General features: G+C 40.0%; 24 protein-coding genes. 14 read left to right on the top strand and 10 right to left on the bottom strand.

What is annotated here, in order from left to right; genetic code table 11:
• Positions 1 to 11: 11 nt before the first annotated feature.
• The 4 genes from egtB to B4Z47_RS16625 all read left to right on the top strand — a co-directional run bounded on the left by egtB (position 12) and on the right by B4Z47_RS16625 (position 4,004).
• The gene (gene egtB / locus B4Z47_RS16640; protein ID WP_175442001.1) at positions 12 to 1,205 is read left to right on the top strand and encodes an ergothioneine biosynthesis protein EgtB; all 1,194 of its coding nucleotides are present in this window, start codon (positions 12 to 14) and stop codon (positions 1,203 to 1,205) included.
• Position 1,206: 1 nt separating this feature from the next.
• Positions 1,207 to 2,127 carry an ABC transporter ATP-binding protein gene (locus B4Z47_RS16635; protein ID WP_070566447.1) on the top strand — a complete coding sequence of 307 codons (921 nt, stop codon included), beginning with the start codon at positions 1,207 to 1,209 and terminating at the stop codon, positions 2,125 to 2,127.
• A complete protein-coding gene (locus B4Z47_RS16630) occupies positions 2,124 to 3,689 on the top strand; it encodes an ABC transporter permease/substrate-binding protein (RefSeq protein ID WP_115048239.1) in 1,566 nt (521 codons plus the stop codon). The genes B4Z47_RS16635 and B4Z47_RS16630 overlap by 4 nt, the downstream gene beginning before the upstream one ends.
• Positions 3,690 to 3,854: 165 nt before the next feature.
• Positions 3,855 to 4,004 (top strand): hypothetical protein, encoded by a 150-nt coding sequence (locus B4Z47_RS16625; RefSeq protein WP_159332903.1) that lies wholly within the window; start codon positions 3,855 to 3,857, stop codon positions 4,002 to 4,004.
• A gap of 9 nt (positions 4,005 to 4,013) precedes the next feature.
• On the opposite strand, the gene B4Z47_RS16620 is transcribed toward B4Z47_RS16625, so the two are convergent.
• Entirely contained in the window at positions 4,014 to 4,571 is a 558-nt protein-coding gene (locus B4Z47_RS16620) for a DUF4382 domain-containing protein (protein WP_201639350.1), read from the bottom strand.
• 747 nt (positions 4,572 to 5,318) lie between these two features.
• Here B4Z47_RS16620 and B4Z47_RS16615 point away from each other — a divergent pair.
• Complete coding sequence (locus B4Z47_RS16615; RefSeq protein ID WP_286727686.1) at positions 5,319 to 5,591, top strand: hypothetical protein; 273 nt, start codon at positions 5,319 to 5,321, stop codon at positions 5,589 to 5,591.
• A 67-nt stretch (positions 5,592 to 5,658) separates the two neighbouring features.
• On the opposite strand, the gene B4Z47_RS16610 is transcribed toward B4Z47_RS16615, so the two are convergent.
• The 3 genes from B4Z47_RS16610 to B4Z47_RS16600 form a co-directional block, all read right to left on the bottom strand.
• Positions 5,659 to 6,267: a hypothetical protein gene (locus tag B4Z47_RS16610; protein WP_147282029.1), complete on the bottom strand. Its 609-nt coding sequence runs from the start codon at positions 6,265 to 6,267 to the stop codon at positions 5,659 to 5,661.
• Positions 6,268 to 6,351: 84 nt separating this feature from the next.
• Entirely contained in the window at positions 6,352 to 7,125 is a 774-nt protein-coding gene (locus B4Z47_RS16605; RefSeq protein WP_070568434.1) for an Fpg/Nei family DNA glycosylase, read from the bottom strand.
• A gap of 29 nt (positions 7,126 to 7,154) precedes the next feature.
• Complete coding sequence (locus B4Z47_RS16600) at positions 7,155 to 7,340, bottom strand: hypothetical protein (protein ID WP_070568431.1); 186 nt, start codon at positions 7,338 to 7,340, stop codon at positions 7,155 to 7,157.
• A gap of 92 nt (positions 7,341 to 7,432) precedes the next feature.
• Between B4Z47_RS16600 and B4Z47_RS16595 the strand changes: the two genes are divergently transcribed.
• The 6 genes from B4Z47_RS16595 to B4Z47_RS16570 all read left to right on the top strand — a co-directional run bounded on the left by B4Z47_RS16595 (position 7,433) and on the right by B4Z47_RS16570 (position 9,884).
• On the top strand, positions 7,433 to 7,615 hold the full coding sequence (locus tag B4Z47_RS16595) for a DUF3606 domain-containing protein (protein WP_070568428.1): 183 nt from the start codon (positions 7,433 to 7,435) through the stop codon (positions 7,613 to 7,615).
• Positions 7,616 to 7,619: 4 nt separating this feature from the next.
• Positions 7,620 to 7,877 carry a hypothetical protein gene (locus tag B4Z47_RS16590; RefSeq protein WP_070568425.1) on the top strand — a complete coding sequence of 86 codons (258 nt, stop codon included), beginning with the start codon at positions 7,620 to 7,622 and terminating at the stop codon, positions 7,875 to 7,877.
• A gap of 137 nt (positions 7,878 to 8,014) precedes the next feature.
• A complete protein-coding gene (locus B4Z47_RS16585) occupies positions 8,015 to 8,467 on the top strand; it encodes a tetratricopeptide repeat protein (RefSeq protein WP_115048244.1) in 453 nt (150 codons plus the stop codon).
• Positions 8,468 to 8,681: 214 nt separating this feature from the next.
• Positions 8,682 to 8,876, top strand: coding sequence for a hypothetical protein (locus B4Z47_RS16580; protein WP_286727685.1), 195 nt, complete (start codon positions 8,682 to 8,684; stop codon positions 8,874 to 8,876).
• Between the two features lie 65 nt (positions 8,877 to 8,941).
• Positions 8,942 to 9,139: a hypothetical protein gene (locus tag B4Z47_RS16575; RefSeq protein WP_286727684.1), complete on the top strand. Its 198-nt coding sequence runs from the start codon at positions 8,942 to 8,944 to the stop codon at positions 9,137 to 9,139.
• 28 nt (positions 9,140 to 9,167) lie between these two features.
• Positions 9,168 to 9,884 carry a hypothetical protein gene (locus B4Z47_RS16570; protein ID WP_286727683.1) on the top strand — a complete coding sequence of 239 codons (717 nt, stop codon included), beginning with the start codon at positions 9,168 to 9,170 and terminating at the stop codon, positions 9,882 to 9,884.
• Between the two features lie 279 nt (positions 9,885 to 10,163).
• Here B4Z47_RS16570 and B4Z47_RS16565 read toward each other — a convergent pair whose 3' ends face one another.
• A complete protein-coding gene (locus B4Z47_RS16565) occupies positions 10,164 to 10,322 on the bottom strand; it encodes a hypothetical protein (RefSeq protein WP_286727682.1) in 159 nt (52 codons plus the stop codon).
• Between the two features lie 627 nt (positions 10,323 to 10,949).
• On the opposite strand from B4Z47_RS16565, the gene B4Z47_RS16560 reads away from it, so the two are divergent.
• The gene (locus B4Z47_RS16560; protein WP_115048250.1) at positions 10,950 to 11,129 is read left to right on the top strand and encodes a hypothetical protein; all 180 of its coding nucleotides are present in this window, start codon (positions 10,950 to 10,952) and stop codon (positions 11,127 to 11,129) included.
• Between the two features lie 167 nt (positions 11,130 to 11,296).
• Here B4Z47_RS16560 and B4Z47_RS16555 read toward each other — a convergent pair whose 3' ends face one another.
• The gene (locus B4Z47_RS16555; RefSeq protein WP_075992241.1) at positions 11,297 to 12,250 is read right to left on the bottom strand and encodes a helix-turn-helix domain-containing protein; all 954 of its coding nucleotides are present in this window, start codon (positions 12,248 to 12,250) and stop codon (positions 11,297 to 11,299) included.
• 83 nt (positions 12,251 to 12,333) lie between these two features.
• Between B4Z47_RS16555 and B4Z47_RS16550 the strand changes: the two genes are divergently transcribed.
• Entirely contained in the window at positions 12,334 to 13,500 is a 1,167-nt protein-coding gene (locus tag B4Z47_RS16550) for an FAD-dependent monooxygenase (protein WP_172462372.1), read from the top strand.
• The gene (locus B4Z47_RS16545) at positions 13,500 to 13,895 is read left to right on the top strand and encodes a hypothetical protein (RefSeq protein ID WP_286727681.1); all 396 of its coding nucleotides are present in this window, start codon (positions 13,500 to 13,502) and stop codon (positions 13,893 to 13,895) included. Before B4Z47_RS16550 ends, B4Z47_RS16545 begins: the two co-directional genes overlap by 1 nt.
• A 284-nt stretch (positions 13,896 to 14,179) precedes the next feature.
• Here the strand turns inward: B4Z47_RS16545 and B4Z47_RS16540 are convergent, their stop codons facing one another.
• From B4Z47_RS16540 to B4Z47_RS16525, 4 genes are all read right to left on the bottom strand, one after another.
• Complete coding sequence (locus tag B4Z47_RS16540; RefSeq protein WP_286727680.1) at positions 14,180 to 15,877, bottom strand: AAA domain-containing protein; 1,698 nt, start codon at positions 15,875 to 15,877, stop codon at positions 14,180 to 14,182.
• 307 nt (positions 15,878 to 16,184) lie between these two features.
• Positions 16,185 to 16,556: a response regulator gene (locus tag B4Z47_RS16535; protein ID WP_286727679.1), complete on the bottom strand. Its 372-nt coding sequence runs from the start codon at positions 16,554 to 16,556 to the stop codon at positions 16,185 to 16,187.
• A gap of 2 nt (positions 16,557 to 16,558) precedes the next feature.
• Positions 16,559 to 16,930: a response regulator gene (locus B4Z47_RS16530; RefSeq protein ID WP_286727678.1), complete on the bottom strand. Its 372-nt coding sequence runs from the start codon at positions 16,928 to 16,930 to the stop codon at positions 16,559 to 16,561.
• 7 nt (positions 16,931 to 16,937) lie between these two features.
• Positions 16,938 to 20,522 carry a response regulator gene (locus B4Z47_RS16525; protein ID WP_286727677.1) on the bottom strand — a complete coding sequence of 1,195 codons (3,585 nt, stop codon included), beginning with the start codon at positions 20,520 to 20,522 and terminating at the stop codon, positions 16,938 to 16,940.

The following is a 20,522-nucleotide window of genomic DNA, read 5'->3' as shown; positions in this document are numbered from 1 at the left end:
AAGTTTTATTTATGAAAAATATACAAAATGCGCTTATCGAAATGTCCGAAAAGCAAAAATGGATCGATAGCTATCTTGCTATACGGGCTTATTCCGAAGAAATTTGCCAACCATTGGAAACTGAGGATTATGTTGTTCAGCCCATAGGAGAGGTTAGTCCTCCGAAATGGCATCTTGGACATACCACCTGGTTTTTCGAAACATTTATTTTACTTCCGCATTTGCCAAACTATCAGCCATTCGACGCTGAATACAATTTTGTGTTCAATAGTTACTATGAAACAATAGGAGCTCGGGTGATTCGTACAGATCGAGGAAATCTGAGCAGACCTTCCGTTGCAGACATCTATAGATATCGCAAATGTGTGGACAAGTCCATGATTGAGTTTTTGGATGGTGGGTTTTTGACAAATGATCTCCTTGACATCTTTGTGCTAGGATTAAATCACGAACAGCAACATCAAGAATTGCTGCTTACGGATATCAAATATATACTGGGGCACAATCCCCTTTTTCCTGCCTACGGCAGTACAAAAGCTCCTGTCAGTTATGCGGCTGCCGAATCAACGTATGTCCAATTTGGTGCTGGGATTTATGAAATCGGATATGAAGGTTCAGGTTTCTGTTTTGATAATGAGAAAGGAAGACATAAGGTCTATTTGAATGACTTTGAAATCGCGAGTGATTTGGTGACAAATAAGGAATACATTGCTTTCATGGAAGATGGTGGGTACGACGATTTCCGGTATTGGCATTCCGAAGGTTGGGACTGGGTAAAACAGCATCAGGCTCAGGCTCCCTTATATTGGCATTTGATGGATGGACAATGGATGAATTATACCTTAGCGGGGTTGATGGAAATAGACTTGGAAGATGCAGTTTGCCATGTCAACTTTTATGAAGCTTCCGCATTTGCAGCCTGGAGGGGAATGCGGCTTCCGACAGAGGCAGAGTGGGAGGTTGCGGCAGATCATCTCAATTGGGGACAGCGGTGGGAGTGGACCAATTCTGCATATCTTCCTTATCCCGGATTTAAAAAGGAGGCTGGCGCCGTGGGTGAATATAACGGAAAATTTATGGTTAACCAGATGGTCTTGCGTGGAGCCTCCATTGCAACACCTAAAGATCATAGCCGCAAAACGTACCGAAACTTTTTTCAGACGGCACTGCAGTGGCAATTTACAGGTATTAGACTCGCGAGATAATATGATAGATATCGTCTCCATTTCAAAATTCTTTAATGGAAAGGCCGCAGTCGATCAGATTTCCCTTCAGGCCAATCAAGGCGAAGTTCTTGTTCTGCTAGGAACCAGCGGTTGTGGAAAGACGACAACCCTAAAAATGATCAATAGGCTTATCGAACCCGATAAAGGCCAGATCTTTATTGCTGGCAAAGATATCAGAGAAAGAGGCATCCATGATTTACGTAGGCAAATTGGTTTTGTCATGCAGCATGCCGGCCTTTTTCCGCACTATACCGTTGCACGCAATATTGCTGTAGTTCCAGAATTGTTGAAATGGGAAAAAAAGAAAATAAGCATGCGTACTGCGGAGCTACTTCACAAATTAAACTTGGGCGAGGAGATCCAACAAGGTTATCCCCATGAACTGAGTGGAGGGCAACAACAGCGCGTAGGCATTGCTAGGGCACTGATCGCCGATTCACCTATTCTATTAATGGACGAGCCATTCGGAGCACTGGATAATATAACCAAAGCAGATATCCACGCAGAATTCAGATCCTTGGAGGAGATACGCAGTAAGACGATCATCCTCGTTACGCACGATGTGTCTGAGGCTTTCGAACTTGGACAGCGGATCTGCTTAATGGACAAGGGGAAAATCGTGCAGATCGGAACGCCAAAAGAACTGTTATATAGACCTGCAAATGAATTTGTAGCCAATTTCTTCGCCGAAAATCGCCTACTATTGGAGTATAAAGTGACTACCTTACAAGAACTACAAGGGATTACGGCGATAGATCCTTTTATCTCGCGTTATGGATTTACATTGAGCACAGATTTATGGCATGCCACCCAGGTTCTGAGTATGCATACAGATACGGCGCAAGCCTATGAAACGCTAGTGGGCGCATTTAACAACTATCGAAAACAACAAGTGGTATGACGGCGCAAAGTTTTTGGCAATTTATTCTCGAACAACAGGACAAGCTATTGACCCAGATTGGCCAACATCTCGGGCTTACATTTTTATCTTTGGTATTTGCCATTCTTATCGGAGTGCCTCTAGGGGTACTGATCTCGAGAAAGAGAAAATTTGCTGCTATTATTTTAGGTTTTGCAGGTGTTTTGCAAACTGTACCGAGTATTGCATTGTTGGGTTTTCTTATTCCGGTTCTGGGTATCGGAGCCATTCCCGCCATTGTTGCACTATTTATCTACGCTCTCTTACCCATTATCCGGAATTCCTTTACCGGCATTACAGGAGTTGGTTCCAGTATCGTAGAGGCAGCGAAAGCGATGGGTATGACTGATTGGCAACTGCTCCTCAAAGTAGAACTTCCACTTGCCATGCCAGTGATTATCGCAGGCGTACGTACAGCGGCAGTGATCAATGTTGGCGTAGCAACCTTGGCATCATTTGTTGCCGCCGGGGGCTTGGGTGAATTTATTTTTGGCGGTATATCCCTTAACAACTCCAACATGATCTTGGCCGGCGCTATTCCTGCAGCATTATTAGCAATCCTCTTGGACAAAGGCATTGCACTAATCCAATATTCCCTGGTAAATATCAAAAGTCGACAAACCTATATTATATTGGGCATATTCACCGCAATGTGCTTTTTAAGTATGCTTTATATGGCTATGAGGTCCAATGACAGTCGCATCAAGGCAGGTTTCACACCAGAGTTTATGGGACGTCAGGACGGTGATCTGGGACTTCGCAGTATCTATGATCTTCAGGTCAACCCACTTGTTGTCAGCGATGCAATTATGTATAAAGCCGCTTATGAAAAAGATCTTGATCTCATTAGCGGATACTCCACCGATGGGCGGATCAAGGCATACGACCTGTTTGTGCTGGCAGATGACAAGAAGATTTTCCCACCTTATTTTGCTTCACCGATCATCAAGACGGCAACCCTTCAGAAATTCCCCAAGCTGGAAGAGACAATGAACCTGCTGGCAGATAAGTTCAATGATTCGGTCATGACGGAGCTCAATTATAAAGCAGATTTTTTGAAGCAGACGCCAGAACATATTGCAAAGGACTTTCTGCTGCACAACAATCTTTATAAGCCAACTGGTTCTGGGAGCGCCGGTACGATAAAGGTAGGTTCAAAAATTTTTGCAGAACAATATATTTTGGCTGCGATATACAAAATTCTGATCGAAGGCCATACCGATTATAAAGTAGATACAAAGACGGGGTTGGGTGGGACCAAAATATGTTTTGATGCTTTGATGAGCGATGCCATTGATTGCTATGTAGAGTACACGGGAACAGGCCTTTTGGTGTTGTTAAAACCAAATCAGCAGGTATTAGGAAGCGTATCCAAAAGTCCTTCCGATACCTATAATTACGTAAACAATGAGTTTCAGAAGCTGTATGGCATCAAGTGGTTAAAACCTTTAGGATTTAATAATGCTTATGCGTTAATGATGCGGCGGTCTCAGGCCAGAGAACTCCATATTGAAAGAATTAGTGATTTGAAAAAATATTACTAAAAGGGGTATAAAAATTAAATCAGAAAGTCAAAAAATGATGTTCCGAAGCATTTCTCCTGTAGGATTACACCTCATATCGTTGGTTTACAAAGCCCAAATTTGCTTGCTTGCTGTTATATAAGGAAAGACAAAAAACAGCGTAGCCCCGATTTAATGCCAAGCTGGATGAGACATAATACCAATTCTGCACCTGCACTCCGTCGGGTCGGTATCTATTTGGTTGAAGGCAAAATTGTCCTGGACTACGGAATCCCTTCCATTGAGGTGATCCGCTGCGCTAAAATGCCACTAAAACCCGATTCGAGGAGTGAGTAACCTGCCGCTTTAATCCAGTACTGCAGGGAGGTTAGGATTTATTATAAATTTACCTTCTGCCGTCTCCTGAATGAAATCTGATAGATTGATATGAAGCATTAATGTATGGTTTTCATTTGGAAAAAGCTTACTGTCGGCTGCGATATTCACCGCGATAATTTCTCCTTGTGGCATCTCTAAAGCATAGGAAAGGTCATCTATGACTATTTCATTCCCTGTAGGGGCTACTTTTAGCATAACTTCCTGTAGGCTGCCATGGAGGACATGTCCACCCGCGATGATGCTATCCGTTTGAATTTTCAGGATGTTTACCCTTTTATTTGCTACGACCTTTCCTCCACCTGCAGACGTGCGGGTCCATAGCTGCTGGATCTCGAGATGGACTGCATCATACTGATCACCTTGAGTTTTCACCTTCACTTTTAAGTGCGCCTGCTCAGGTGCGGGGCTATCGTCCTCATGGCAGCTACCTAAAAATATGAGGAGGACCACAGCCATAAGGTGCAAGAGGGTAGAAACCCTGCGGGCGGTTAACTTCGTGTTTTTTCTATTGGAAATCAGGGTCATAATTGTTTTTTAAGTTGAACACAAGCGGAGCAGTCATCGTTTGTTTTTTTTAACAGCCCGCTACGTGAACCCATATATACATTGTCTTTTCAACAGAAGAGATGATCGTGTAACCACTGTTATCACGAATCGACAATTGCCGAGCTGCACTTTTTCTTAGAGATCGACCAGAACAAAGGTGGCACCCTGTAATAAGAATCTACGAAAATTGCGACAGGGAGGTAGAGGATATAACAATAGAATTGATTGAATCAGGGGAAATTCCAACTTTAGAAAAAAGGCCGGCGACATGAATTACCGACCTTAATAACTACTAAAACAAACTAACTTAACCTATCAGATAACGATATCCATTTATAATAGTTCATTTTTTAGCAAAAAAAAGACTAATCTTTCGATTAGCCCCTAACAGCTATTTTGTTTTAACGTTCTTCGTTATCTGCCATGATTTTAAATGATGATTGTAGGCGAGCTGTACACCCAACGTTGAGACTTTTTCCTTGAAATATGTTGACGACCAAAATCTGCAATTGGTCGCAAAACTTATACAGGACAGTTTGAATAGTTATATATAAAAAGGAGTAACCACCACGAGTCTCTTGATTCGGGAATGGATCCGATGCAAGCGATCAGTTAGATTTAGTACTTATTAGGATGTGCTGCTAAGCACAAAAAGTTAATGACTTTTGAACCATATGGGTTGTGTTTCTGTTCCAAAGTAAAGACAACCGTATATAGCTTTCGAAGATGAAATTTGTCAAAGTAAATCGAGTCGTATTAACCGCGCTGCGAGCGATGGGGTATAATGTGCTAATTTCACCTGTCACTGTCCAGGATCCACAAAATATTACCTGGAAGGCGATATGGGTAGATGACGTAGATACCTGGATCAGGAGTTTGTATTGTGGGCATGGAAGTACGGCTCGTCCTAATATTCTCGGCATTGATTATGTATTAGCCAATGTTCCCGAGTGCTATTTGTCGGGAAGTGTATTTATAGAAAGTGATAAGGTCCATTAGGCTATAAGTCCGCTTGGTTATTTGGCGTGAATATCTTCTGTTTAAAGATTATTGTGACTACATTTTTTTAAGAGATCCAGAGGTTAAAAAATCGTTGTATGATTACCCATTTACCATTCACTTTTTCAAGCAGAAATGCATCACCGTTTCCACATAAAGGGCCGCATACATAGTCGACCGGCACGTATGCTTTTTTGCGGTTATACCCGATAATGGGAAGATGAAAGTAATAAATGCTTTGGTTGCGGTCCATCCTGTATTTATCGGCGTCATCAACAGTGTACGCTGCTTTGATCGCGTCTGGAATTGGGATGATTGCCTTCCTTTCGTTCATCTGATTAAGCATATCCAGCGAATCTGTGAGCTGGTTATCCAGTATTTTCATCAGCTTCTGTGGATCGACGTTGTAAAAAACATAATTCCTGTCATGCAATGATGAGATAGAATCTCTCATAAACTTGTTATGAATGAACGCCCTTCGTTCTCCTTCACGTTGCAGTTTGATACCAGCTGAATCGTCAGACAAAATTGTTTCTAAAATGGAAACATAGTCTTGTTGCATTGAGCTGTCATTGTATATTTTGGACTTATCATTTTGTACCGGTGTCATTGTACTTTTACGCATTGTGCAGCCCTGGAGAACTAAAAAAAAGAAGATAATATATAGATTATTCATATGCAATTAGTTGTTCCTATTTCCGTACCAGATCTGTGCCAAAAAACTTCACTGAGATAAGTAATTCTTTAGTCGTATCCTGTGCTATTCGAAAACTTTTTGTTGCTCTGTGTAATAAGTAGTTCTGCCGCTAATTTTGGTTTGCAATATTTCATGACCCTTACCATCAACCTTCGCATTTTTGTTATGGACTTTCATGAAGTCCCTTATCTCACCGTTAATGATTTCAGGATGCTCTTTTAGAATCTGCTGTTCGGCATTTTCCAGTACTTCCTTAATTGCTTTGGCAAGATGTTGTACCTGCTTTTCGGGAATTTTGTTTGAAATTGAAAGTGGTGATATCCCTGCTTCATACAGGATTTCGTCAGCGTAGGCATTTCCAATACCACCAATGACATTTTGGTCCATCAGGAGAGTTTTAATTTTGGCCTTGCTTGATTGCAGCAATCCGAAAAGTAATTTTGGATTTAGCTTTTCAGAAAGTGCATCCATCACCTTTGCATGTTCAGGATTCAATTCTATATGTGCCATCTTCTGAAAGTCGGTAATGGATAGCGTTCCACCATCCTTAAACTTCATGGAAACTAATGCATACTTTGGGTTTTCGTCCTCCGAATATATCAGTTTGCCATGCAACATGAGATGAATTGACAAGATAGCATCTTTGCCAAAATCAAAAAAAAGCCTTTTACCTTCCCGATAAACTTTGATGAGTTTTTTGCCTTCAAGAGTTTGCAGATCATTCAGGCTGACTTTGGTCTTTTGTTTGTTGTGAATGGCAGCTTTTTCAAGCACTTTACCTTTAAGCATTTTTGTGAGATTTTTGCTGAAGGCCTGTAGGTCTGGTAGTTCTGGCATAGTCGTCGATTTTAATAATTTGTGCTTCCTTACTTTCTATTTTCCTCTTTTACCTTTTTAAAATGCTCCCTCGCTTTTTTTAGGCCGGTTGCTATGGCAATTCCTTCTTCGGCGCCTTCCTCAAGCAAAGCATTTGCGATTTCAGTCGCTTTCTCCCGGATGTTGACCGGTTGATTTTTATATGATGGTGGATAATCTCCATTATACCAAGGCATAATTCCTCCTTTTTGTATTTAGAACAACATCAGAATAGTGATAGTTTTCAAACTCTATTGGTTGGCGGTTGTTCTATTCCAAAAACTTTATTATGACAGACAATAAAAATAAAAAAGATGCAAGGGATCGCAATCAGGTAGCTGGCGGTGAATCTTATGAGGTCGATTATTTGGCAAAAGAACTTGGCGTAACCCGGCAGCAAGTCGAAGAGGCAATTAAAAACGTTGGTAATGGTCGTGAGGATCTTATAAATTATTTGAAAAATAAAAAATGAAAATATGGCAGCTATAGCAACGTTCACTGGAATTCCGGTGACAAATAACATAGGAGTAGAAAAATATTGTGATTTTGAAGTAGGACAGGAGGGGCAAAACGGACCATATGCCAGAATTACGATGGATGGCTGCCAGATGATCCTAGATGAAGATTTTGGTTTTATAGAGGGCGATCTTGCGGAAGAATGGAGGGAACCCGCTATTGCCAAACTTCTTCTTTTACTAGAAGTAGACCGAAACCGAGATGAAACTTTGAGCTAGCTAATCTGTTCATTACTTTTCTCAAGTTTAATTATGATATTCCGGTTACAAGGACTCTACTATTTATTAGCGGGAATTTGCCCCTTAAAGTATTGACCATGCACAGGTATGAATAGTATTGAAAGATAAAAATAAATATGACTGGTATTAAGAAATCCAAAAATGAGCTGTTAAAAGATGCACGATTGCAGGAGCTCGAAGGTAAAACCGAAGATGCCATAAAAAGCTACAACTTGGTCATAAGTAAAGACCCACTACAAGCAGGGGCATATAACAGATTAATGATTCTTTATCGAAAGCTCAAAGAATATAAGAAGGAGCTAGCCATTATTAAGCAGGCTATCGCTGCCTATGAGAAGGATTTTAAAGACGATCAACAGACCTGGAAGAAAGCAAACAGTAAGTCCGCACGCCTCAGTCTTAGTTTAGCTAAATCTATGGGGCTTCTCAACGATAAAGGCCTCCCTGTATATGAAGAATCTCAGATCATCAGCTGGAGAAAACGAATGGAGACCGTACAGAAAAAAATTAAGACACCTGCAAAGCCACAAAAAAAGAAACCGACAAAACGTTTAAAAAAGCAGAATTAAACGCACCAATAAACTCGAAATTATCTATTATCATCTTTTCTCCATTTTAGCTCTCCGTGTTGAATCATTCCGATGTATTTTTGTACCTGCTCGTCGGTCAGTAGGCTGTTGTCCTCAATATGATAATCGAAATTCTTAGAAATAAAAAGAAGAGGTAAAGAAATTTAAGAAGACACTAGAAATTCCCTATTTCAAACTTTGGAAAGGGTATTTGATGATAGCATCGATAGCAATTATCGGCTCTATTATTTACGGTATTAAACTGAACATAGATGGCAAAAAATATCGGAATGAAAAGAGAGTCTTGTTAAATCGGCTCAACAATTACAAGCAGGACAACTATATGGAGCAAGTTTCTTTACCGATGCTGAAGGAAATAACATCCAAGGTTTACCAGCAGGTTGGGTAAAAATTCTTAAGATAGAAGGAGATACAATTTTTGTCCAACGTTCTAAAAAAATATCGGATCGTGCGATGTTTGAAATGAAAGATTTGGAATCAATTAAGCCAACATCGGATGAAGACTGGAACAATAGGATCGAAAAAATGAATTATACGCTATTTAAAGAAGCCCTGAACAATAAAAATTTATCCGGTATTGATTTATCTTATATTGGTGCGGATCACGATAAATATTCTGGCGTTATTATGTCTTTTAAAGGCGTGGAATAATATTATTTCTAGGATTAAAATTAGATAAATGGAAGGGAAGACAGGCAATCTTGATGGGATGGGAGTGGAAAATACAGAACAAGCAGAGCGCAATAAATTGTCCAAAAAAAGCAGTCGATTTTTAATAGTGCTACCTTTTCTGCTGCCATTATTTTTTATCGGAAAAACTTTTGGCTGGTGGCAAAAAGAATTTGTTGCCCGGGGGTATATTATTGGAATAGAGTCAAACGGTAAAGTTTATGAGTTGGGCAATGGAGGTGTTTTCGCTTTCAGTAAAAGTTTTATTAGGGATAAGAATGTATTTTTAAAGGCGGGAGCTGGCACGGTATGCTTTATTTCTGCACTAGCGGAACAACAATATCAGCTCAATTCTGAAACTACTGTTAACCCATTTTTTCAGGGAAGCGTTACCTTCATCAGTAACAGTGAAAGCTCGAAAGTTTATTGTCAGGAAGAGAAAAAATACATCGATGCGAGTTCATTTTATACGGTCAATAGTGTCTTTGATCGGAAAGGGCATCTTTTGTTGGCTTATAGTACCGACAATGAAGCACCAAGATCCTTAAGAAAGACTCCGTTTATTAAAACTATTATAAATCAGGGAATGTCTCGGCGTTCAGGCGGAAGTGTAAGCGATGTAGAAGACCCTTATATCAACGTCTCGGAAATCTTTGAGCAGTTTTTCGATAGAAAATTGAATTATTCCGTTGATGAAGAAAAAAAAATCATACGTTTAATATTATAAGCATCTCCTCCATATTTTTTTCGCAGGTAAGTATTGGAGACTACATTTCCAAAGGCTAAGTCGAGCTCAGAAACAATGAGCCTGAAGAGTTTTTAAACTTACGCTAGGTCGTAACAAAAAACCTCTTACAGCCTAGGATATTTTTGAGAATCAATTGCAGGTGCGTTGCTTTAATACATGAATTACCAATTATCAATGAGTATTTCTTTTTGCTTTTCGTACCCTGGGGCGGTTAGATCTTAGGCATGGCTTATCCGACGCGGCGGAGCCTCTGCCTGCTTACTTTTCGCCAGCATTGGTGGTGATCACATATCTTTCAGTGCCACAAAACTTCTTTATACCTTTATTTTTGTTATCTTTTTTTACAATTATAAATACTGCTAACAGTGGGATCTTCCTGTCTTGATACTGCTGATCTGCATAAACCGTATATATCATGGTTCTAAATATTTTAGAAAGAACCACAGCTATCGCATATTGGTTTATCGATTGGTAAATATTGGTCAGCCAGCAATTTTAACCCGCTAGCGTATGCACTGGAAGATCAAAATAGAAGGTGGAAGCCTTATCTTTCATACTTTTCACCTTGATCTCTGAGCCATGCTGACGGAGTATTCTGCCATACCAGCTTCTGTCACATCTTTGGTAAAACACATCTAATGAATAAATTCATCCTCTTTTATAAGTGCACTGGAATTAATGATAAAGTTTTTAAGTTCACCATTTTTGCATTTTAGTGTTCCTGCTGACTAAACGCACCGTTGAAGGTCATCGGCAGCAGTTGATCGATAAAACCGAAACCAAAAATACTGCTGATCCAGTGCGGTTCGCATTTCAGCATAAAATCTTGCAGTAACTGCCGAACATTGTTATCTCGAGCCTAACAACATTATAGTCACCGCCGAATCTTACAATAATAAACTTCTATCAGCTACTCGCTGTCAGGATGGAGATCTGCCCAGTGAGCTTTTCAAAGTCTATCGGCTTCGGAATATAACCATCCATATCCGGCATCATCATATCCATAAGAATCACTCCGATATCCTAACCTTTGAGCATCGCGCGGTGAAAGGCTGGAAAAAGAAAGTTCCTTATTTTATCGGTGCAGAAGGGAGCGAACTGTTATATTTACCAGGTTTGTACGAGCGGCATAAGGCGGTGGATGAGGATGACGTAGCTGACCGCGTAGGTTCCTTTGGAATGCTCACACAAGCAGCCACCGAAGGAGATCATATTTATTTTTAAGTAAAGAAAATCACTCGTTGTTTCGAACCTACATCACATCCAGCCCCATACCTGCACATCCTCGATAGCTGATGTAACCCGTTTTGCGGGTACTTATTGTTATTAGGCCAACTAAAGATGGTGTTCGGAGAGAATAATAACCAATAATAAAGTGTGATATAAGGTATTTACATTCTATTTTTATCCTGCCACTTCTTTGGTTTTAATCCAAAGTGTTTTTCAAACAACCTTCCGAAATAACTCAGGTTGCTAAATCCTACTTGATAGCCAACTTCTGAAACTGAAAGATTTTCCTGCTGTAATAGTCTTGCTGCTTTTTGCATACGAAGATGATTGTAATATTCGTACATTCCTTTTCCAAAAACTTGTGTAAAAATCCTTCTTAGTTTTAGCTCATTCATTCCACCTATTTTTACCAGTTCATCTTTAGATAGGGATTTTTCCAGATTTGATGCTATCGTATTCCGAACCAAATAAACCGCATCAATTTCAGCGTTGTTAAGATGGAAATAATCTGTTTTTTTCCTTTTTAATAAATTGCTGAAAAGCAGATAAATAAGTTCAAGTGCTTTTAACCGATAAAAAGCTTGCGGTAAAATGTTTTCTATTGAAAGGTCAGCTAATTGAGCAATTAAATCAGTCATTTCAGGTGACAAAAATTCTTCTATCCAAAAGGTTTTTTCTATATCAAAAAGATAAGACAATTTATCTGCATCATTTCCTACAAAATGTTTCAGGTATTCCAGCTCAACTAAAATGCTGATTTGCTGTACGTGGACATCTTTAGGAAATAACACTTCACTTTCCAAATGTGAAGGTATAATACGAACATGAGGCTGATTGTTCAAAGATCTTTTACTAATGGCATTTGCCGATTTTTTGTTAATAAGAATATTTTGAAACGAAATGAGTAGTCCTTTTTCTATTGTCCTGATTGGTTTTCTTTTATAAGCAAAAGTCTTGCTGGCAATTAAAGAGCGAACCATTATTAACATCTCGGGCATCAAGTCCACAATGTTCAATTCGTTGAAATTCAAAAATTTTATCTCATTTTCAATAGAAGATAAGGAGATGCCAAGTTTTTCAGCAAGTTTTCTCATTTTACGCTTTTCATCAAACATAATTTTTTGGACTATTATTAGTTTAATTTGGGCTATTTTATCTGTAAATATAGAAAGATATTTGCTGTATAAAAATGAAAAAAATGAAAAAAAATATTATTATTTCAGGAGGTGGCATCGCTGGATTGACTGTTGCAAAACTGTTGAGCAAACAAGGGCATAAGGTGACTGTTTTGGAAAGAGCGGCATCATTCAGTAAATCCGGATTTCTTATTTCGCTTAAGAGTTTTGGCGTTCGTATTATTGAAGAATTAGGATTAGCAGAACAATTACAACAAGCATCGTCACCCTCTGAATTTGTAAATTTCAGGGAGTCAGACGATTCAATTATACAAAGTCTTAGCTATGAGAAAATGAACGAGAATATTGAACGTTCCGTACTGATAACGCGAGGCGGATTGCATCACGTTTTATACAACGACGTAAAAAATGAAGTGAGTATTCATTTCTCATCTTCTGTTGAAAACGTAATGCATGATGAAGACAAAGTTCAAATATTACTCAACAACGGAACCGTGTTGGAGGCCGATCTCCTTATCGTTTCAGAAGGGTTACGCTCTACAACAAGACAAAATTATTTTCCGGAAAGTACGCTAGCGGATTTTAAATTTGTTTATATGGGTGGACGATTGAGAGAGCATCATTCTTATGAGGTTGGCAAATTCAATATCTATATTGATGTGAATAAGATGCTGTCTATTTATCCAATTGCTTCCGATGAAATAGCCATTCAGTGCTATTTACATGATACAGGAGATTTACCATCTGTTCAAAATAAAGCTAATGAAATACTCAAAACTTCTTTTGCCGGGTATAATGAAGATATACAGCATTTGTTAGGTCGCTTTGTGGATAACGGTCTAATGTTTATTGATAAAATGGGGATGATAAATTCATCCACTTTAGTAAATCGTAATGTGGTTTTATTGGGAGATGCGGGGTATTGTCCCACTGCGCTATCGGGAATGGGAGCATCTTTATCAATTTATGGAGCAAAGGCGCTAGCTCATTTTATTCATCAAAATCCGAATGATTTAAAAACGGCTTGTTGCAATTATGATACCATGATGCAGCCAATAATTCAGAAATTTCAGGCTAATGCAAAAAATAATTCAGCATCATTTATCCCTGATAGTAAAGAAAAATTAAACAGTTTTGTCCATTCATTCAGAGCCGCCTCTGAGGCTGATGTGCAAAAAATAATGATTGATCCAATTGTATTAACGGAAGACCAGTTAAATTTTAGATAATGAATTTTAGAAAGATATTTTCCGTCATAGTTGGATTCGGAACGATAGGATTAATGAGTTCTGTTTTTGCAAAAATGCAAGGCTTGCTGTTCACGTCATCTTTAGAAATATTTGCCAGTCAGGAAATCGCTGCCACCAATTTTTCCCAATTTATCATCAAACTTTTTTGTGTTTGGGTTAGTTGTGTGTTGGGTGGAATGGCTACTACGAGGATAGGGGGCAAGACAAGAGAAAATCTTATAGTTGGTGGTTTAATAATACTGGTCTTGGGTTGGCTATGGTTGTCGACTAAAAATCCTATATGGTTTTGGGTATTGCTGATTTTAGGTATTTTACCCTGTGTATTTTTAGGATATCGAGTAACTTCTATTATATGTAAATTTCGTATCAAATGACCATGCGATTCTTAGTTGCAAATTGACTACCTGATTTTCTGGCGAAACTAGATTTAGTGCTGTAGGAGTAATGCCATCAAAAGTGATAATTAATATGCATCTTTTAAGTTATCAAGCCTGAACGTGAGATCAGACTTCGTCATTTGGTGTGAATAGCTCCCTTTTAAAGGTTATTGTGGTTACGATTGTTGCCTCGATAACCTTTAATAGGAGTCGGAAACCAATGAGATAACATTATTTGTGCTGGTTACCTGCGAATTATCGGTTCTATCAATGGCGATTCGCTAATTATCACTTATATTGATTTTCGTTGCCACATGCACGTGGTTGTTCAAATTTGCTTCTTCTTCATCCTGTTGACGGATAAAATCAAGTAGTCGCTTCAATTCTCCATTGGCATCATCCCACCATTTAATGGACCATATCCTATGGAATATAAAACCATATCTTTCAAGTTGCTCCTGGCGGAAGCTGTCCCATGCGTAAGCTTCAGGACTGTTATGGTATTTTGCGCCATCACACTCTATTGCGATGAGTGGTTTGTGGCTTATTTTTGATTTTACAACAATATCAATCCTAAAACCGCCTACGGAATGCTGCTGTTCTAAACGGTCTGCACCGATATGCTGTGCAAGTTGTTCGAATACTTCATCTTCAAATGGAGACTCAGACCCTAAGCTAAATTCCGCTGGTTCATACAGTTTATCTGTACAATACTGACTCAACAGCTGTAGAATGCCCCTTCGCAATTCGTCATTCCCCTCACTTACCGCTTTCGCATAGGTAAAGTAAGCGTACAGAATTCCACGGCCTTTATTGCCCTTCTGTTGGATAAGATTTGGGTACTGACCAACATACTCCTGCGGGAAAGAGGTACATACATATACTTTTGACCGCGCTCGAGTAATGATTACATTCAACATGCGATGTCCTTTACCTTGTATAATCGGACCAAAGTTTTGACTAAACGAGCCGTCAGCTTTCCGTCCAAATGTCGTGGACAGAATGATAATATCCCGTTCGTCTCCCTGAATGTTTTCGAGATTTTTAACAAAGAATGAATCTCCTGCCTGCGCCATTAAGCTATCGAATACAGTATCGTTCTGGCGAACTGCACTCAGTTCCTCCAGGATCAAGTTACGTTGGTAGATATTGAATGTAGCAACACCCACGCTTGGAATACTATCTTTCGCATCCTTCATGATCTGTTGTAACAACTCGACCACTTTCAATGCCTCTTGCTTATTTACCTGTCCTTCATACAATCCATCAATCTGTAAGTATTCAATAGGAGTGTAGTGTTCTTTTGCCGGAACAGGCATCAATCTATTTCCGTAAAACGCATGATTGGAAAAGTCGATAAGATAAGGATGTTTCGAACGATAATGGACTTTTAAATACGATTCAACGAAGCCTTTATCTACAGCATAAGCGAGTAAAGATTCGCTATCTGCAAGATTAAGCTGAGCCGCTTGCAGTGCAGTCCGATCTGAAAATTCATCTTCGGGATCTTCTATCTCATCATCAATCGGGTCAAGTAGCGCTCCACTTCCTTCGAAGTAAGAGGAGGGAGCCATCTGATGCTTGTCACCGGAAACAATTTTAGCTTTTCCACGGATCAGGGCAGCGTAAGTATCTTCAAGACGCAGCTGACTGGCCTCATCGAATATGACCACATCAAAAATTCCTTCCTGTAGCGGCAAGATGGAACTGCAGACCGAAGGATTGACCAACAATACTGGAAAAAAATCAGTAAATAGTTCAAATTCTCTGTTCACAATAGTGCGGAGTGAATTGCGACGCATTCCCTTAGCTCCCTTTTTGTTAAACAAACTATTTATGTTTTGTCCTCTGGCTTTAAAATGTCCGACGGCGTCAGCCTGTTTTTCCGTCCACAAAGCAATAATGCTATTCAGCTGCGCATTATTAAACTCTTGTTTCTGCTGCCGATATTGTTGTAGTTGGTAATCGCTTTTTGGCAATTCCTGGGGTTCATTTGTCGTGAGTATCCAATACAGATACCAGCATTCAAATGCTTCAGTCCAATGATCTTTGAGGTGTATGCTGATTCTGGTAATAAGCCTTTGTTATATATAAAGTGAACCTTCTTGGGATCGGTTTCGTTAACTGATAAACTACGCAATATAGATCGTTTAATACTTGAAATCGCTGTGATAGCATAGTGTCTATACCAGGTAAAGCATTAGTACAAATATCAAGTATGTCGTTAATCCCTAAAATAATAAAATTGGTGCCCCAGATTGATAAATTTTTGGGGCGTAAAAGATCTTAATAATTTAAATTTAGCATTTTATTGATCACCTTCTCCAGATCGACGATGTCGAATGGTTTCTCCAGGTAGTCATCAGCTCCTGCCAGTTTAGCCAAGCTTTCTATATCTTTGTTCGCGGAAAGATAAATTACCGGTATTCTCTTGAATTCCTGATGGTTTTTGAGTAACTGAGTCGCTTCAATTCCTCCAATGGAGGGTATCCAGTTATCCATTAAAATTAAGTCAGGCTTTGTCTCAGTAACCTTTTCTATCACTTCGTGGGAGGTAGAGGACACAGCTACTGAATATCCGAAGCTCTCCAATATCATAGAAATCATCTCCAGCAATTGTTTGTCATCGTCAAACAATAATATTTTCTTCTTTTCCATTCTTAAAATTTTTCGATCAGCGGAATAAGTTCGTCGATATCTATAGGTTTAGAAATATAACCATCTGCGCCAGCACTTAGGCATTTTTCCCGGTCACCGGACATGGCCTGAGCAGTAACCGCAATTATGGTAACATCGTTAAATATTTCGCTGGATCCCTTGATGCTGGCAATGCCTTCATATCCATCTATTTCAGGCATCATCATATCCATCAGCACGATATTGATATTTTTATGCTGATGGAGTATTTCAAGCCCTTCTGCTAAGGAAGCACTGCTTAGTACAGCATAACCTTTTGACTTAAGAACCAATTTTAGGGCAAAAATATTATAAGGTTCATCATCGATGATCAGAATCAATTTTTTATTGTCCATATTTTAATCAGTTGTATAACCATACACGTAATAATGAAAGCAATTGATCGGTGTCCACGGGCTTTGAAATATAATCAGAGGCCCCGGCTATGATACACCTTTCCCTGTCACCGATCATGTTTTTTGCTGTTATGGCAATTATCGGTATTTCACTATAATGGGGATTTTGACGAATCATTTTAATCGTTTCATACCCATCCATTTCGGGCATCACCATATCCATAAGAATAGCAGAAATATCATCGTGTTCTTCAATTTTGTCTAGACCTTCCTTTCCGTCCATTGCAGAAACAACATTAATCTGATACCTTTCAAGCGCTTGAGAGAGATAATAAATAGCGCGTATATCGTCATCGACGATAAGAACTTTTTTATTTTGCAGTACTTCTCTGATGGTTCCTAAAGACGATTTTTTTGACCATTCTTCACCAGGATGGTTTCCTACTAAATGCAAAAACAGTCCAACTTCGTCCAGTATTCGCTGGTAGGAATTTGCCGTTTTGATGACAATCGAATCGGCATATTGCTTCAATTTTAGCTCTTCAGATTTCGAAAGATTCTTCCCTGTGAATACAATGATAGGTATATTTTCTAAACCGGGTTTTTGTCGTATCGAGTCTAATGTGTCATATCCCATATTGCCCGGAACGCCCATGTCCAGTATAACGCAATCTGCTTTATCAGAATAGAGACTGTCGACGCTTTCTGTAACGGTAGTCTTTATTTCAGAAATGATATCATAGCTTTCCAAAAAGTTAGCAAGTGCTGCTGCATGTTTTGAATTTTCCTCTACAATAAGCACCTTTTTCGGATTCCGGGCAAGTGCTTCCTCAATTTTTATAAACATCTGCGCCATTTGTTCCAGCGCAATAGGTTTATCCATAAAATCGATAGCCCCTTGGAGCAGACTTTCCCGTTTAACTTCAAAAGATGACATAACATGGACTGGAATCGGACGTGTAATTGGATTGTTTTTAATCTCTGCCATAACCTGCCACCCATCTTTTACAGGTAATTGAATATCCAATAAAATCGCCGTAGGCTTATACCTTATCGCTGCATCAGCTGCCTGGTCTCCACGCACGATGACTACCCCTTTATACTTTTGCTGCCGGGTATACCTAAGCAGCGCTTTAGCAAAATTAACATCATCTTCCACGATCAATATCACTTTATCGTCCTCTTTTATATCATTCCGGTCATCATCAACATCCGGCGGGATAATGTCAACGGTATGCGGATTACTGGACATTATGATGTCCTGTGTTTTTTCGATGTTTTCCGCAATGGACTGTATAAGCTCTCCCGTTGTCGTAACAGTATTTTCTTCCAGATTTTCGGGAATTAAAAGGGTAAAGGTACTTCCTTTTTTTTCCTGGCTACTTAAACGGATCTCTCCGCCCAACAGACGCGAGAGTTCACGGCTGATCGAAAGCCCAAGACCTGTCCCGCCAAATTTACGCCGTGTGGATCCGTCAGCCTGCTGAAAAGCTTCAAAAATGACGTCCTGTTTGTCCGGTGCAATTCCTATACCGGTGTCAGTTACGGCAAAAGCAATCTGTCCATCTTGTGCCTCGCTTGGGAAGACGGAAAGTATGACTTGTCCCTCTTTCGTAAACTTGATGGCATTCGATAATAGATTCCGTAGGATCTGGTCCAGTCGCTGGCGGTCAGTACGTATTGTCTTTGGCAGGTTGTCTGCCAATTTTATTGTAAATGAGAGTGCTTTTTCCCTTATAATCGGAGAAAATAGATTGTCCAGGTCTTTTGTCAGATCCGAAATTGCAACCTGCTGATAATCGAGTTCCATTTTACCGGACTCAATTTTTGAAAGATCGAGAATTTCGTCGATAAGGGTCAATAGGTTTTTTCCCGATAATTGGATCACCTCGGCCGATTCAATCTGTTCGGTTGTCAGGTTCTTTTCGGGATTATCCGACATTAGGCGTGATAGAAGCAAAATTGAATTGAGCGGTGTACGCAGCTCATGTGACATATTTGCCAAAAATTCTGACTTATATTTCGTGCTCCGCGCCAGTTCTTCCGCTTTTTTCTGAATTTCCTGATTTCGGTCTGCTATCAGTATATTTTTTTCTTCTAGCATTGCAGAGCGTTGCTCCAGTTCTTTATTGGCTTGCAGCAGTTCTTCCTGTTGTACGCGTAGTTCTTCTTCGGACGTCTGGAGTTTTTGGGTATGGATTTCAAGATTTGCATTGAGATTTTCCAGCTCGGCATGCTGTGCCTGAAGTTCCTCTGTCTGCGATTGCGTTTCTTCAAGCAGCTGCTGTACTTTCAGCCGCGCCTGAGCTGCAACAATCGCTGCACCAATATGACGGCCCGCTTCTCTATAAAAGGGCATCTGGGGTTCCTCGAATTTCCTGAAAGAACCAAGTTCAATAACACCAATGCAGGTGTGACCATCAAAAATTGGAAGTAATAAGATCGAATGCAGGGGTAAATATCCTGCAGTAAAACTGACCACATTTTTCGAAGGATATGGATTTTCTATGATCCGTACTTTGCCGTCCACAAACGCCTGACCGACAGCGCCTTCTCCGGGTGCGATAAATTGCCGCATCGAATCTTCATGGCCGTAGGCTCCTATCAGTGCTAGCTGCGTATGCTCAAGGATATAAAGGGAGCCGTTGGCACATTCCCCATAAGTGACTAAGATTTGCAATGCATCGGAAACTAGATCTTCTTTCACTTTGTTGCCGACTAAAACTTCGTTTAGCAAGGCGAGCCCGGTCTGGCGCCATTCATTGTCGCTAAGTTCATCGAAAGATTGTTTTAACGAATCTGCCATATTGTTTAGTGAACCGGCTAAACTTCCTAGTTCATCATGCTCCTGGTCATTGATTTTAACCGAATAGTTTCCGGCAGCAATCTGTCCCGCAATACGTTGTGTTGCGACGAGTCTTTGGGTGATCTCCCTATCTTTTTTCTTAAGGTCTTGTTCGAGCTGTACCCGTTTCGCCAGGTCCCTTCTAAGCCTTATATAAGAAAATATGGTAATGAACAGCGAAAAAATCGCAGCGATGATCACAAAAAGTGAAGTCAATGTTGATGCCGTATTGAGCCTTCCGGACCTACTGTCGAGCAATTTCTCCTCATTGTCCACAAGTCTGGCGAGAAGCGCACGGCATCTGTCCATATATTTCTTGCCCTCCTCCATGTCCGCTAAGGTCACCGTACCCCGGGCCTTTTTTATGTTAACCAGTCCGGCCAGTTTATTCAATCGGGACTCGACCAGCTGGCCGATGCTATCTATTATTTTTTGCTGCGGGAGATTGTCCGATACCAGGTCACGGGCGGTGGCAATTGACTGAGGGAGGGAGCGGGAACTGCTATAATAGGGTTCCAGAAAATGTTCTCTTCCGGTGAGCAGAAACCCCCGCTGTCCAGTCTCGGCATTTTGTAGGTCGATCAAAATTCTGTTCGAGCGTGCAATGACACGTCTACTGTGATCAACCATTTGACTATTATGGATCTGATTACGGATACTTAGATATGATGCTGTCGAACTGGTCAATAACAGGGCCAGTGAAAATCCAAAGCCGATCTGCAGATCTCTTAAAAAACGTTTTGGCAT

The sequence above is a fragment of the Sphingobacterium sp. UBA2610 genome, assembly GCF_002339225.1.
GTDB lineage: Bacteria > Bacteroidota > Bacteroidia > Sphingobacteriales > Sphingobacteriaceae > Sphingobacterium > Sphingobacterium multivorum.
The sequence above is the reverse complement of the archived record's forward strand: the minus strand, read 5'-3'. Positions and strand labels throughout refer to the sequence as shown.